13 protein-coding genes are annotated in these 14272 nt (G+C 37.4%); 12 read left to right on the top strand and 1 reads right to left on the bottom strand.

What is annotated here, in order from left to right:
- Window positions 1-635: 635 nt before the first annotated feature.
- From BN999_RS17865 to BN999_RS17885, 5 genes are all read left to right on the top strand, one after another.
- Window positions 636-2387 carry an ABC transporter ATP-binding protein gene (locus tag BN999_RS17865; RefSeq protein WP_096273781.1) on the top strand — a complete coding sequence of 584 codons (1752 nt, stop codon included), beginning with the start codon at window positions 636-638 and terminating at the stop codon, window positions 2385-2387.
- Window positions 2387-4417, top strand: a complete 2031-nt coding sequence (locus BN999_RS17870) for an ABC transporter ATP-binding protein (RefSeq protein WP_096273689.1) — start codon at window positions 2387-2389, stop codon at window positions 4415-4417. The genes BN999_RS17865 and BN999_RS17870 overlap by 1 nt, the downstream gene beginning before the upstream one ends.
- A gap of 27 nt (window positions 4418-4444) precedes the next feature.
- On the top strand, window positions 4445-5269 hold the full coding sequence (locus tag BN999_RS17875) for a S1C family serine protease (protein WP_096273691.1): 825 nt from the start codon (window positions 4445-4447) through the stop codon (window positions 5267-5269).
- Between the two features lie 329 nt (window positions 5270-5598).
- A complete protein-coding gene (gene sigI / locus BN999_RS17880) occupies window positions 5599-6327 on the top strand; it encodes an RNA polymerase sigma-I factor (RefSeq protein WP_096273693.1) in 729 nt (242 codons plus the stop codon).
- Window positions 6324-7544: an anti-sigma-I factor RsgI family protein gene (locus tag BN999_RS17885; RefSeq protein ID WP_096273695.1), complete on the top strand. Its 1221-nt coding sequence runs from the start codon at window positions 6324-6326 to the stop codon at window positions 7542-7544. The genes sigI and BN999_RS17885 overlap by 4 nt, the downstream gene beginning before the upstream one ends.
- A gap of 45 nt (window positions 7545-7589) precedes the next feature.
- Here BN999_RS17885 and BN999_RS17890 read toward each other — a convergent pair whose 3' ends face one another.
- Complete coding sequence (locus BN999_RS17890) at window positions 7590-7826, bottom strand: YhdB family protein (RefSeq protein ID WP_096273696.1); 237 nt, start codon at window positions 7824-7826, stop codon at window positions 7590-7592.
- Between the two features lie 168 nt (window positions 7827-7994).
- Here BN999_RS17890 and BN999_RS17895 point away from each other — a divergent pair, with 168 nt between their 5' ends.
- The 7 genes from BN999_RS17895 to BN999_RS17925 all read left to right on the top strand — a co-directional run bounded on the left by BN999_RS17895 (window position 7995) and on the right by BN999_RS17925 (window position 14025).
- A complete protein-coding gene (locus tag BN999_RS17895) occupies window positions 7995-8615 on the top strand; it encodes a YhcN/YlaJ family sporulation lipoprotein (protein ID WP_096273698.1) in 621 nt (206 codons plus the stop codon).
- A gap of 164 nt (window positions 8616-8779) precedes the next feature.
- A complete protein-coding gene (locus tag BN999_RS17900; RefSeq protein ID WP_096273700.1) occupies window positions 8780-9424 on the top strand; it encodes a class I SAM-dependent methyltransferase in 645 nt (214 codons plus the stop codon).
- Between the two features lie 15 nt (window positions 9425-9439).
- Window positions 9440-9898 carry an S-ribosylhomocysteine lyase gene (locus BN999_RS17905; protein WP_096273702.1) on the top strand — a complete coding sequence of 153 codons (459 nt, stop codon included), beginning with the start codon at window positions 9440-9442 and terminating at the stop codon, window positions 9896-9898.
- A 16-nt stretch (window positions 9899-9914) separates the two neighbouring features.
- On the top strand, window positions 9915-10850 hold the full coding sequence (locus BN999_RS17910; protein ID WP_096273704.1) for a PLP-dependent cysteine synthase family protein: 936 nt from the start codon (window positions 9915-9917) through the stop codon (window positions 10848-10850).
- A 1-nt stretch (window position 10851) separates the two neighbouring features.
- Complete coding sequence (locus tag BN999_RS17915) at window positions 10852-11988, top strand: bifunctional cystathionine gamma-lyase/homocysteine desulfhydrase (RefSeq protein ID WP_096273706.1); 1137 nt, start codon at window positions 10852-10854, stop codon at window positions 11986-11988.
- A gap of 42 nt (window positions 11989-12030) precedes the next feature.
- Window positions 12031-12591: a hypothetical protein gene (locus BN999_RS20910; RefSeq protein WP_096273708.1), complete on the top strand. Its 561-nt coding sequence runs from the start codon at window positions 12031-12033 to the stop codon at window positions 12589-12591.
- 69 nt (window positions 12592-12660) lie between these two features.
- Window positions 12661-14025 carry a dipeptidase gene (locus BN999_RS17925; RefSeq protein ID WP_096273710.1) on the top strand — a complete coding sequence of 455 codons (1365 nt, stop codon included), beginning with the start codon at window positions 12661-12663 and terminating at the stop codon, window positions 14023-14025.
- Window positions 14026-14272: the final 247 nt, after the last annotated feature.

A 14272-nucleotide genomic window follows, 5' to 3' on the forward strand; every position in this document is an offset into this window, starting at 1 on the left:
TCCCTAATTTTACATGCATGCGTCAATGGCGCATGCATTTTTTGTGTTTTGGTCTGACTAATTAATTATTTCTATGCCATACCTGAACGGTTTTCTTCATTAAATGGCTTGTTTTCTGAATGTTAGTAGTAATTGTCTCATAATTGATAGAAACTGTGCGGTGAATATTTTTTATTTGGGAGCAACATACCCGCTACGGAAATACACTCCGCTTTCCGCGGGCGGCTGGTGAGCCTCCTCGCGCTTACGCACTGCGGGGTCTCACCGAAGCCTATCCTCCCGCAGGAGTCTCCGTGTATTTCCTTCGCTAGTATTGAGTGAAAAAAATATAGGCAATTAAAACCAACACAATAATTACTTGCTAACTTAAAGTTAGAAGACCCAAACTAGCGCAGGCAGAATACGGAGACTCCTGCGGGAATAGCACGTGTCCGAAGACCCCGCAGAGGCGAACTTTCCTCGAGGAGGCTGAGGCCGTGCCCGCGGAAAGCGGAGTATTCTGCCGGAGCGGTATATTTATACTACTCTCATTAATTAACAGTCGTTAGCACACAGTCTCTATAAGTAATGTAATTTAACACCAATAAAGAAAACAGCCAATTAAAACAACCAAAGAGATAGAGAAGGTGATTCATGTGTTTTCAGTTTTTAAAAAGTTAGATTGGTTTTTTAAACATTATTGGAAGCGGTATACATTTGCAATCATAACGCTAATTATGGCAAGTGCAATTGGTTTAATACCACCGCGGCTTCTAGGATATGCCATTGATCATATTCAGTTTGAGACATTAACATCTCAACTACTTACGATTATTATTGTTGGCTATCTTGTATTGATAATTGTCCATTATAGTATTTCATTTATTTGGGATTATACACTTTTCAGTGGGGCAGTAATCCTAGAAAGATGGACTCGTTCAAAGTTAATTAATCATTTTCTAAGAATGACACCCACTTTTTATGGTAAATACAAAACAGGGGACTTAATGGCCAGAAGTACAAATGATTTGAAGGCTATCGCACAAACTGCAGGTTTCGGGGTTTTAACATTAGTAGACTCCACAACATTCATGTTTATGTTAATTGCAGTTATGGGGTTTACGATTAGTTGGAAGCTAACCCTTGCAGCATTAATTCCACTACCAATAATGGCTATTATTATGAATAAATACGGTGCTGCTATCCATTCTCGCTTTACAGAGGCTCAAGCTGCATTCGGAAATATGAATAATGACGTATTGGAATCGATTCGGGGAGTTCGAGTCATCCGTGCTTTCGTTCAGGAGAAGCAAGATAAAGAACGTTTCGAGGCTATGACAGAAGATGTATACCAGAAGAATATTGCCGTTGCCAAAATAGATGCAATGTTTGAACCGACAATGAAAATATTAGTTGGACTCTCGTATACGATTGGTCTTGGATATGGAACGATGCTTGTCTTTCAAAATGTCATTTCCTTAGGTGACTTAGTTTCATTTAATGTTTACTTAGGGATGTTGATTTGGCCAATGTTTGCAGTTGGGGAATTGATAAATGTATTACAACGTGGTAACGCATCTTTAGACAGAGTAAATGAAACAATTGGATATGAGGCAGACGTAAAAGAATCGGAGAATCCAGTCTCGGTCTCTAACGTGAACTCCATTCAATTTGAAGAAATATCTTTCTCCTATCCTGGAACAAAGATCAATCAATTAGAGAAAATCAATCTAACTATCTCTAAGGGGCAGACAATTGGAGTTGTTGGTAAAACTGGATCTGGTAAAACTACCTTGTTCAAGTTGATGCTTCGTCAATATCCTGGGGTAGACGGAAAGATTAAAATGTCTAATGTCGATATCGAAAAAATGAGCCTAGACCAAGTCCGTTCCTGGATTGGCTATGTACCACAGGATCAGATCATGTTTTCGAAAAGTGTGAGAGAGAACATTCAATTTGGTAAAAGTGATGCGACGGATGAAGAAATTTATCGGGTCATGGAGCTTGCCCATTTCTTAGAGGATATTAAGCAATTGCCAAAAGGCCTGGATACGAAAGTAGGGGAGAGTGGTGTAACACTTTCCGGTGGACAGAAACAACGAGTTGCATTGGCAAGAGCCTTTATAAAGGATCCGGAAATTCTACTATTAGATGATTCTTTATCTGCAGTAGACGGGAAAACAGAATCAAAAATTATTGAGCATTTACGAGAAGAAAGAAAAAATAAAACAACATTTATTGCTGCACACCGTTTATCTGCTGTAACTCATGCCGACCATATTATTGTGCTTGAAGATGGAAATATCGTCGAGGAAGGCACACATGAAGAACTGATGCAAAATGGTGCATGGTATAAAGAACAGTATGAACAACAGCAGCTAGAAGATGACGAGGAGGCGATCTCCTAATGAAAAAGAAGACGACAGAGAAAAGATTATTTCAATATGCTTTACAGTTTAAGAAAAAAATTATCATCGGTATTATTTTTCTCATGATTGCAACTGCACTAGAATTGGCTGGACCATTAATTGCGAAGACGATTATTGATGAACATGTTGTCGGGGTAGAAGGCACATGGTATGAGTTAAGTGAAAATGACGATCGTAATACGGTTGAATTTAATAACCGTTATTATAAACGTGCCGACCGTGTGAAAGAAAATGATGAGATTATCGGTACAACAACATTGTTGCAAATTGGAAGAGCGTACTACCTAGTAGAGGGAGAGGTACCATTACTAGGGGAGCGTAAGGCAGATGGGAATACGATTATGGTAGTATCTGGTTCTGAAGAGACGTCATTCACAGGTCAGAAGATATCTGTTACTAACATCTATAGCTTCTTCCAACCAGAGCAACGTCCGATTTTATTATTGTTAGGATTATATGTCGGGTTATTATTAATTGCGGGTATTTTCCAGTTTTACAAGACATTTCTATTACAACAAGCATCTAATCAGATAGTGAAAAAGATGCGTAATGATATTTTTGAACATACACAAAGAATTCCAATTAACTACTATGTTAATCAACCAGCAGGTAAGATTGTTGCTCGTGTTACGAACGATACAGAGGCAATTCGCGATCTCTACGAACGAGTACTAAGTATTATTATTACAAGTGCCATTTATATGGCGGGAATTTTTGTTGCCTTATTCATCTTAAATGCCAAGCTTGCAATCTGGTTTTTACTCTTAATACCTTTAATCATCGTATGGATGAAGCTATATAAATATTATGGAACAAAATATAATAAAGTAATTCGTTCTACAATAAGTGAGATTAACGGTAAGATTAACGAGGCCATTCAAGGGATGACCATTATACAAGCATTCCGACGAGAAAAGCAAACGAAGGAAGAATTTGAAGAGTTAAATACAAGGCATTTCAAGTATCAACGTAAACTATTAAAGCTCAGTGCTCTAACACAATATAATCTTGTAACGGTATTTCGTAATATCGCGTTTGTAGCTTTTATATGGTATTTTGGCTCGGCATCTTTGAACTTAGAAAGTATCATTTCCATTGGGATGTTGTATGCTATTGTTGATCTATTAACTAGATTATTTGAACCTGTTAGTGACATCGTGAATCAATTACCACTATTAGAGCAAGCAAGAGTTGCTGGGGGCCGTGTTTTCGAATTATTGGATTTAGATGGGGAAGAAGTCAATCAGAAGGAAATCAAACGTTACCAAGGAAATATTAAGTTTGAACGTGTTTCTTTTGCCTATGAAGAGGATGAGTATGTACTCAAGGATTTATCCTTATCGATAAACGCTGGTGAAACAGTAGCTTTTGTTGGTCATACTGGTTCAGGGAAAAGTTCGATTATGAACCTGTTATTCCGCTTTTATGATCCGCAAAAAGGAACCATTACCATTGACGGAAATGACACTAGTAAATGGTCCAGACAACAAGTAAGAAGTCATATGGGAATTGTGTTACAGGATCCATTTCTATTCTCAGGTACAATTTTGACCAATGTTACCATGAATGATCCGAAGATTTCTCGAGAAAGAGCTATAGAAGCGTTAAAAACAGTTGGTGCTGATCGATTTATTGAGAAATTACCGAAAAAGTATGATGAACGGGTTACAGAGGGTGGAAGTACCTATTCATTAGGGGAAAGACAGTTAATCTCCTTTGCTCGCGCCTTAGCGTTTGATCCAGCTATCTTAATTTTGGATGAGGCGACGGCAAATATTGATACGGAGACCGAGATGGTCATTCAACATGCGTTAGATGTATTAAAACAGGGTAGAACGACATTAGTTATTGCTCATAGACTATCTACCATTCAACAAGCTAATACCATTTTTGTACTAGAACATGGTAAGATTATAGAAGAAGGGGACCATGAAGCATTAATTGCCGAAAAAGGTACGTATTATCAAATGTACAAAATGCAACAAGGAATTTCCCAGAAAGCTATTTAATCTAGTACAATGTGGGGTGTCTAGCTAGTGGAAAAAGATGAAAAGCAAAAACCTGACATTATTGATGAAGATTTATATGAAGAGTTCGACGATGAAGAGCTTTATGAGATTGTAGAACAAGCAAGAAAAGATGCACTCATAAAAGCTACTATAGAATACAGTGATAAAAAGCCGAAGCGTCCATTTCCAAAATGGGTGTTTTGGCTTATTGCTATTGCCATGATGTTAAACGTCATAGCAATATTACCATCTACTTTCTCCATTCCAGCTATTGATTTTTTAATCACATCAGCTAAATTATCTACCAATGAAGAAATTAAAACCTATAAAGAAGCAGTCGTTGTCATTGAGACGGGGGAAAGTAAAGGGACAGGATTTGCTATATCAAGCGATGGTTTTATCTTAACAAACTATCATGTTATTGATGAGGGAAGCAGTTTAGCAGTAGCCTTTCCTGAGGAAGGATTATTTAGCGCGGAAATAATAGAAGAATACCCGGATGTAGATTTAGCCTTAATAAAAGCGGATAGTACTATAGAACTCCCTTATCTGAACTTAGCTGACCAAAGCCTATTTGATGCAAATGAGCAAATATCATTTATCGGGAACCCACTTGCCTTTAATGGGATTGCAAACCAAGGAACTATTATAGGCTATACACAATTAGATAGCTGGGACAAACCTGTACTGATGATTGAAGCGCCAGTATACAGAGGGAACAGTGGAAGCCCAATTATTAATCAAAAGGGCGAGGTTATCGGAGTAATCTTTGCTACACTAAATCATGATACCCACGGAAAAGTGGGGCTATTTATCCCAATCGACTATTTCCATCTATACAAAATGAAATAATACTTCTTAAATGTGATCATCAACCGATAGTATAGAAGAGGGTTAATTTACTTCATAAAAGTAGGGCAAGAGGATATATTACGTGAAAAGAGAAATTTTATGGGTGATGATACCTACTTTTAAACAAATTGTAATCCTCTCGTGACACTCTCTGTAATACTTGTACGGTAATATAGTCATATTCATGAAAATGGAAAATATTAAAGTAATGGTGGGTTAATCATGACCTGTTTATATACAATATACGATAATTTGATAAAATTAATATTCGACACACCCAAAAAAATTGTAACACAATCGAAATATATGAGTGATTGGGGTGGTCTTCTTTGACACGTGAACTTTTAAAAGACATCCCTCTAGATGAATTAATAACAAATGCTCAAGAAGGTGATGAAACTGCTCAAGACTTCCTATTAAAAAATTATCAACCTTTTATAGCTAAATGTGTCTCGGAAGTCTGCAAGCGATATATAGACCCAGAGCGAGATGATGAATTTAGTATTGGATTATCCGCATTTAACGAAGCGATTCGCTTATTTTCAAAAGAAAAAGGAAGTTCCTTTTTAACGTTTGCTAATTTGGTTATCAAACGAAAAGTTATTGACTATATACGATCACAGAGTAAGTATCCTACAGCTATCTCATTGGATGAAACCTATGATGTAGAAAAAATGGAGAATCCAACAGAAATAGAAGCAGTAAAAGACATCTATCAGCAGGAACAAGAAGCCTGGTATCGTAGGCAGGAAATTCTGGAGTTTAAAGATAAGCTAGCTACGTATAAATTGACATTATTAGAGCTTTCCGAAGTTGCACCTAAACACCGAGATGCTCGAGAAAGTGCTGTGAAAATAGCCAGAGTACTTCGAGAGGATTCGAAACTTCGGGATTTTGTCGAGCAAAAGAAAAAACTTCCTATTAAGGAATTAGCCAAAAAAGTAGATGTTAGTAAAAAAACGTTGGAACGTAATAGAAAATTTATCCTAGCAATATTTATTGTTCTTGGAGAAGATTATGTATTTCTAAATGATTATTTGAAAGGGGTGGGCCAGTGAAAAAAGGGATTGTAATGGAGCAACATCGAAAATTTACCATTGTGATGACAACCGATGGTTTAATTGAAAAAGCTCATCCAATTAAAAATACTGATATTGGTATTGAGGTCAACTATGAGCCATTTGTAAAAAAACAATGGCAAACAGCCTTAACAGAGAAAATTTTCACGATGCGTGTTGCGGCCTTAGCATGTATTTTCCTTATTGCATTATTGCCTCTCTATATGGCAATAACTAGTAATGAAACTTATGCATATGTAGATATTGATATCAATCCTAGCATGGAACTTGAAATTGATAGTGACTTAGAAGTATCTGGCATAACACCTTTTAATGATGACGCTAAACAGATTCTAGATCAAATAGGCGAATTAGAAGGTAAGAATATTGAGGATGCTATTGATATCATTATCAAAACAAGTGAAGAAAAAGGACTTATTAATCCAACCAAAAACGTATTGATTGGGGTTCACTATCTGAAAGATGACGAAAAGGACCCAATTATTAAGACAATTGAAGAACATTTCAATAAAAAGACAACGGATTGGGAAGTTGTTGCGGTCGTCATTCCTGAAGAAGTAAGAGAAACAGCAGAAGAAAAACAACAGTCCATGAATAAAACGTTAGCAAATGCGGTTACAGGACAGTCAGATAATCAGGTAAAATCAATTATTACAGAAGAAGATAAAGAGGTATTGCAATCATTTTTTAATAAAGAAAAATCTGAAGTTGAAATAACGGATGATTCACAGAAAAAACGTATCCCAGCTATTACCAATGAAAAGGATAAAACGTTTAAAGAAGACATACATCCTAGTGAGTTGAAAGCTAAAAATGGCGAAATTAACTCGAAAAAAAATGGAAATGGTCATGAGAACGGTAAAGCAAAAGGACACCATAAAGATAAACAGCAAGATAAGTTCAACCGTGACAATCGTAATCATAATGGTAAAGCGAATGATGGGAAAGGTCACAATTGGGACAACGAAAATAATGGGAAAAATAACAATAAAAATATAGAAAAGTCTAAACAGAAAGACCATCATAAGAGAGATCATCATCAAAAGGATAAACGAGAAGGTAACAATGGAAAAGGTCATAATGGGAAGGGCGACCATGGGAAGCATAATGGAAAAGGCCATGATAAAAAAGGAAATAGTAACAATGGAAAGAATAAAGATGATGATTACTCCTATATTTTCCCACTATATAAATAACGATATAATAAGGGCTTAACTCAATACAGAGTTAAGCCCTTTTCATTAAACTTCCATAATAGCCGATGGCGTGTATTTCATTGCATGGTCAATATAATAAAGAAGGTTTTCATGTGATTCGACTATTTTTTTGTCATCTAAAGAATAATGGTAAGCGTGTAGGAAATTCTGTATTCTTTTGGATAACAAGTCATCCTTTGTGCGGACCATTAATACGAGCAAATCATCCCATTGTCCCCATAACGTATAGTACAAAGCCTTGTCGTAGTCTGGTATATCCATCCTGAATTCCCCTCCTTAAAAACTTACAAGGGTAGTAATAGCTTCCCCGTATTATATATATATTTTCCCTTAACAATTTTGGTGTTCTTTCCAATTTAAGGCGAGCTTTAGTTAGGATAAACAGTTCTATCTGAACCATACTAAAAAAACAAAAGGGAGGGATATTTAATGAAAAAAACCATACTAGGAGTTGCTGCAGCAGCTTTGATAGTTGCATCTGGATGTGGTGCAGAAAATGAAGAAGGTCAACAAGGGACTACCAATCAAAATATCGAGCCAGTCAGGTATCAAAACCATCCTGATGGACTTGATCAAAACCGTAATTACACACTTCAACGTGACATGGAAGAGCCCAAAAGAACAGACATTAATACACAAAATATAAATAACACAAATAATCGAGCAGATAATGGGGATTCAAATCAAAGTGCAGATGAATATGATGTTGCAAATGAGGCTGCAGATATTATTGAGAAGAAAATTAAAGTAATCGATAATGCGTATGTCATAACAACTGACAATAATGCATATGTTGCTGCAGAATTAGATACAGATAATGGTGAACGAAATAATAATGGTGATAATTTAACAGATGAAGTCAAAGAACAAATAGCAGCTATTGTTAAATCCGTTGACCATGATATTGATAATGTTTATGTTTCAACCAACCCAGATTTTATGGACTTAGCCAATAACTATGCAAACGATATAGACAATGGTGAACCAGTAGAAGGGTTTTTTGAAGAATTTGGAACTATGATTGAACGAATCTTTCCCCAGAATAAATAATTAAATAAATCATTATTATTCGACAGGTGCCAGGCACCTGTCGATTTTTATTGATTCCTATTTACTATTTATAAATGATTCAACATATGTTAGTCTATTACATATAATCCTTATTAAACATAGTGTTTTACTATGAATTTAAGTTAACATGGGGTTGAGTGCAAATGGGGCGTGAATTTCTTGAGATTTTTGAGGAATGGGCAGAGGATTATGATAAGACTGTAACAGGAATGGATCCTGAATATATAGAAGTTTTTCGGGATTATCAATCCATTTTACAAGCTGTAACGGATAACTCTTTTGGTAATATTCTTGAATTTGGTGTAGGGACTGGAAATCTTACAGAAAAACTAGTAGACAATGGACATCGAGTCATAGGAATTGAACCCTCTATAGCTATGCGTGAAATTACTAAAGTAAAGCTGCCAGAGGCAATTGTTTTGGATGGGGACTTTCTTCATTACCCAAAACCAGATATACCAATTAATACTATTGTGAGTACCTATGCCTTTCATCATTTGACAGATGCTGAAAAGGAATTGGCAGTAAAGCAATTCTCAACGCTACTCAATACGGGTGGTAAGGTAGTTTTTGCAGATACCATGTTTGAGTCTGCTCAAGCAATGCAAAGGAAAATTGATGAAGCGGTTGAAGTAGGGTATACAAACTTGGCCGAAGACTTAAGGCGGGAATATTATCCACTGACTCAAACAATCGAAAAAATATTTGTAGAAAATAATTTTACTATTAATTTCAAACAGATGAATGAATTTGTTTGGTTAATCATAGCTAACTATATAAAAGGATAAAGGAGAGTCTGGAGAATGAAGAAGATGAATGTTGAGAGTTTTAATTTAGATCATACAAAAGTAAAGGCACCATATGTAAGACTTGTAGGTGTAACGGAAGGTGTTAATGGGGATAAAGTCTATAAATACGATATTCGGTTTAAGCAGCCTAATAAAGAACATATGAAAATGGATGGACTACATTCTATAGAACATCTAATGGCAGAGAACATTCGAAATCATATGGATAATGTATTAGATATTAGCCCAATGGGTTGCCAAACAGGTTTTTATTTGTCCATTATTAACAATGATTCTTATGATGAGGTCCTTGTGACATTGGAAAAGACTTTACAGGATGTACTAGATGCAAGTGAAGTACCAGCTTGTAATGAAGTTCAATGTGGATGGGCTGCTAATCATAGCTTAGAAGGCGCGAAGAACATTGCGAAAGAGATGCTTGCTAAAAAGGACGAGTGGAGAGATGTCTTTTAATTAATGGGGTGACGTAATGGCATTATATCAATCATTACATGAACTAATTGGCCAAACTCCTCTCTTAAGGATTCATAACTTTGATATTCCGAATGATGTAAAAGTATATGCCAAACTAGAATATTACAATCCTGGTGGGAGTATTAAAGACCGCTTAGGAGTTGAACTTATAGCGGACGCACTTAGAACGGAAAAAGTTAGTCCTGGAGGTACCATTATTGAACCAACTGCAGGTAATACTGGTATTGGCTTGGCGTTGGCTGCTAAAGAAAAAGGTCTAAAGGTTATCTTTGTTGTTCCCGAGCATTTTAGTCAGGAGAAACAAATACTCATGCAAGCTCTTGGTGCGACCATTATTCATACACCAAAAGTAGCCGGAATGGTTGGAGCAATTGAAAAGACAGAGGAGTTGTTGAAGCAAATTCCAAATAGCTATTCTCCAAGACAGTTTGCTAATCCAGCTAATCCAGACACATATTATAAATCTCTTGCACCTGAAATTTGGAAAGACCTTGAAGGAGAGATTGATATTTTTATTGCCGGAGCTGGTTCGGGTGGCACCTTTATGGGGTGCTCAAGATATTTTAAAGAAAAGAATGCAAATATAAAAACAATGATTGTCGAACCTGAGGGGTCTATTATAGCTGGTGGTGAATCTGGTCCACATCGAACAGAAGGAATTGGTATGGAATTTTTACCTTCCTTTGTAGATCCTAAATTTTTCGATCGAATTTATACGGTAAAGGATAATCATGTGTTTGAGATGGTGGAGAAACTAGCTAGAAACGAAGGGTTATTAGTGGGAAGTTCTTCCGGTGCAGCGATGTATGCGGCTCTAGAAGAGGCTAAATTTGCTAAAGAAGGATCAAGCATCGTTACCATTTTTCCTGATAGTAGCGATCGCTATTTAAGTAAACATATATATCCTGAAGTGAAGGTTGAGGAGATATAACATGCGTTCAAAAACTAAAATGGTACATGGGGGTATAACACGTGATGAACAGACAGGTGCTGTATCTGTACCGATTTATCAAGTGAGTACCTACAAACAAGATGGTGTTGGTGATTTCCGTGGATATGAATACTCCCGAACAGGAAACCCAACCCGTCATGCACTAGAAACAGTAATTGCAGATTTAGAAAATGGAAAACATGGATTTGCATTTGGATCTGGTATGGCAGCAATTACAACGGTTATGATGCTACTCCATGCAGGTGAGCATGTGATTTTAACGGATGATGTTTATGGCGGTTCCTACCGCTTAATGACTAAAGTCCTAAATCGCTTTGAGTTAAATCACACTTTTGTAGACACCAGTAAACCGGCTAACGTCGAGGATGCAATCCAATCAAATACGAAAGCATTATTTATTGAAACACCAACCAATCCATTACTGAAAATAACCGATTTAAATAAAATGGCAGAAATAGCAAAAAAGCATAATTTGTTATTGATTGTTGATAATACGTTTGCGACATCTTATTGGCAGCAACCATTAGATTTAGGAGCTGACATTGTATTGCACAGTGCAACGAAGTATATTGGTGGACACAGTGATGTAGTTGCTGGAGTGGTTGCAGTAAAGACAAAGGAACTAGCGGAGAAGATTCACTTCTTACAAAACTCAGTTGGAGCTGTATTGGGACCACAAGATTCGTGGCTTCTGATGCGTGGGATAAAGACATTAGCACTACGGATGGAAGCCATTGAGGCTAATAGTAAGAAATTGGTGGAATACCTACTTTCACATCCGAAAGTATCTTCTGTCTACTATCCTGGAATAGAAACTCATCCAGGTCATCAGATTGCTAAAAGCCAATCCAATGGGTTTGGTGGTATGATTTCATTCGATGTAGGTAGCGAAGATTTGGCTGAGGATGTTCTAAAACGGGTTAAATATTTTACCTTAGCAGAAAGCCTTGGAGCAGTAGAAAGCCTGATTTCCCTACCAGCAAAAATGACACATGCTTCGATACCAGCAGAAAGAAGAGCAGAATTGGGAATTACAGATGGATTGATTAGAATTTCGGTTGGTATAGAGGATGCAGAGGATTTAATAGAGGACTTAGAACAGGCTTTAGGTGATTGATTAAAGGCAGCTTAGATTGCTGCCTTTTTTTGTTGGATTGATATGGCTGGTAGTGAGGAGCATGAGCCCGAGGACCATAAAGATGCTCCCGTTAGAGAGGATCATGAGCCCGAGGACCAGAAAGATGCTCCCAATAGTGTAGATCATAAGCCCGAGGACCAGAAGGATGCTCCCGTTAGTGAGGATCATGAGCCCGAGAACCATAAAGATGTTCCCAATAGTGAGGATCATGAGCCCGAGGACCATAAAGATGCTCCCGTTGGAGGGGATCATGAGCCCGAGAACCAGAAGGATGCTCCCAATAGTGAGGATCATGAGCCCGAGGACCAGAAAGATGCTCCCGTTGGAGGGGATCATGAGCCCGAGAACCAGAAGGATGCTCCCAATAGTGAGGATCATGAGCCCGAGGACCAGAAGAATGCTCCCGTTAGAGAGGATCATGAGCCCGAGAATCATAAAGATGCTACCGATATTGTAAATCATGTGCCCGAGGACCAGAAAAATACTACCTTTAGCGTGAAGCATACACAAATATATTACATTTGTCTTATCGCTCAAAGTATGGAACCTATAGAAAATGATTCACTTTTCCCATCTATCTAAAAACTAATATTAAACCAGTCTAAAATATGCTAGAATAAACACAATATTAGAAAGAAGGGATGTTACATTATGAGTGAAAAAGCATTAGCATATCTAACTGAAAATAGAGATCGCTTACTAGAAAAGTTAAATGATTTTTTATCCATTCCAAGTGTTAGTACGGATAGTGTACATAAAGAAGATGTAAGAAATGCAGCGAGTTTTCTAGAGACATATTTAGCGGACACAGGTTTTGAGAATGTACAACAAATCGAGACTAAAAAACACCCAATCGTTTATGCGGAGTATACAAAAGCAGGACCAAATGCCCCAACAGTACTTCTTTATGGCCATTATGATGTTCAACCAGTTGACCCGATTGAGCTATGGAAAAGCGAACCATTTAAGCCTGAAGTAAGAGATGGACGTTTGTATGCTCGAGGTTCTAGTGATGATAAGGGACAAGTATTCATGCATTTAGCTGTATTTGAAGCATTGATGAAAACAGAAGGTAAACTTCCTCTTAATGTAAAGGTTTGTTTAGAAGGGGAAGAGGAGATTGGTAGTGAGAATCTTTACCGTACTCTACAGGAGAAAAAGGAATTATTCCAGGCAGATTTTGCTGTCATCTCAGATTCCGGTATGGTGGCTAAAAATCAACCAACGATTCTTTATGGATTAAAAGGATTCACAGGTATTGAGATTACGGTTTCAGGTCCAGACCATGACTTGCATTCGGGTATGTATGGTGGGGCAGTAAGAAACCCAATCATGGCACTTTCCCATATCCTTGCATCCATGAAAGATGAAAATGAAGTAGTAACAGTAGACGGATTCTATGATGGTGTGGAAGATTTGACTGAAGAGGAAAGACATTTGATTGAACAAGTACCAAGTGAAGATTTTGTAAGAGCAACTGGCATTACGGAAACGGTGTCAGAAAAAGGGTACACTGCAAAAGAACATACAATGGCCAGACCAACTTTTGAGGTGAATGGAATATACGGTGGTTATCAAGGGGAAGGGACAAAAACGATTATTCCAACATCTGCAACAGCAAAAATTACCTGTCGATTAGTACCAGGACAAGAACCAGATAGGATTCAAGAAGCTTTGGAAGCACATGTGAAAAAAGTCGCACCAAAAGGTGTTACGGTTAAAGTGAAAAAAGAAAAACTATCTGCTAAAGCTTATAAAGTTGAACCGAACCATCCACTCATACAAAAAGCTGCTGATAGCTATACTAAAGCCTTTGGTAAAGAGACTGTATATGTACGGATGGGGGGTTCTATTCCAGTAGTAGAGTGGATAGAAGATATATACAATATCCCGATTGTATTACTAGGTTTTGGTACACCAGATGATAGACTTCATTCTCCAAATGAAAGCTTTCCATTAGATAGCTATGATAAAGGAATGGAGACGTTGGTTTATTATTGGAACGAAATAAAGTAGTACGTCATGATTTTTTAAATGAATGCTTCTCTAAGAAATTGTTGTTAAATACACAATTGATAGAAACTGTGCGGTAACTACTGTCAATTTTCTAAATCAATTGCAGTGTATAGTGGTACAACACCGCTCCGGCAGAATACTTCGCTTTCCGCGGGCACGGCCTCAGCCTCCTCGAGGAAAGTTCGCCTCTGCGGGGTCTTCGGACACGTGCTATTCCCGCAGGAGTCTACGTATTCTGCCTGCGCTG

This window comes from Paucisalibacillus globulus (assembly GCF_900184735.1).
Taxonomy (GTDB): Bacteria; Bacillota; Bacilli; order Bacillales; family Amphibacillaceae; genus Ornithinibacillus; species Ornithinibacillus globulus_B.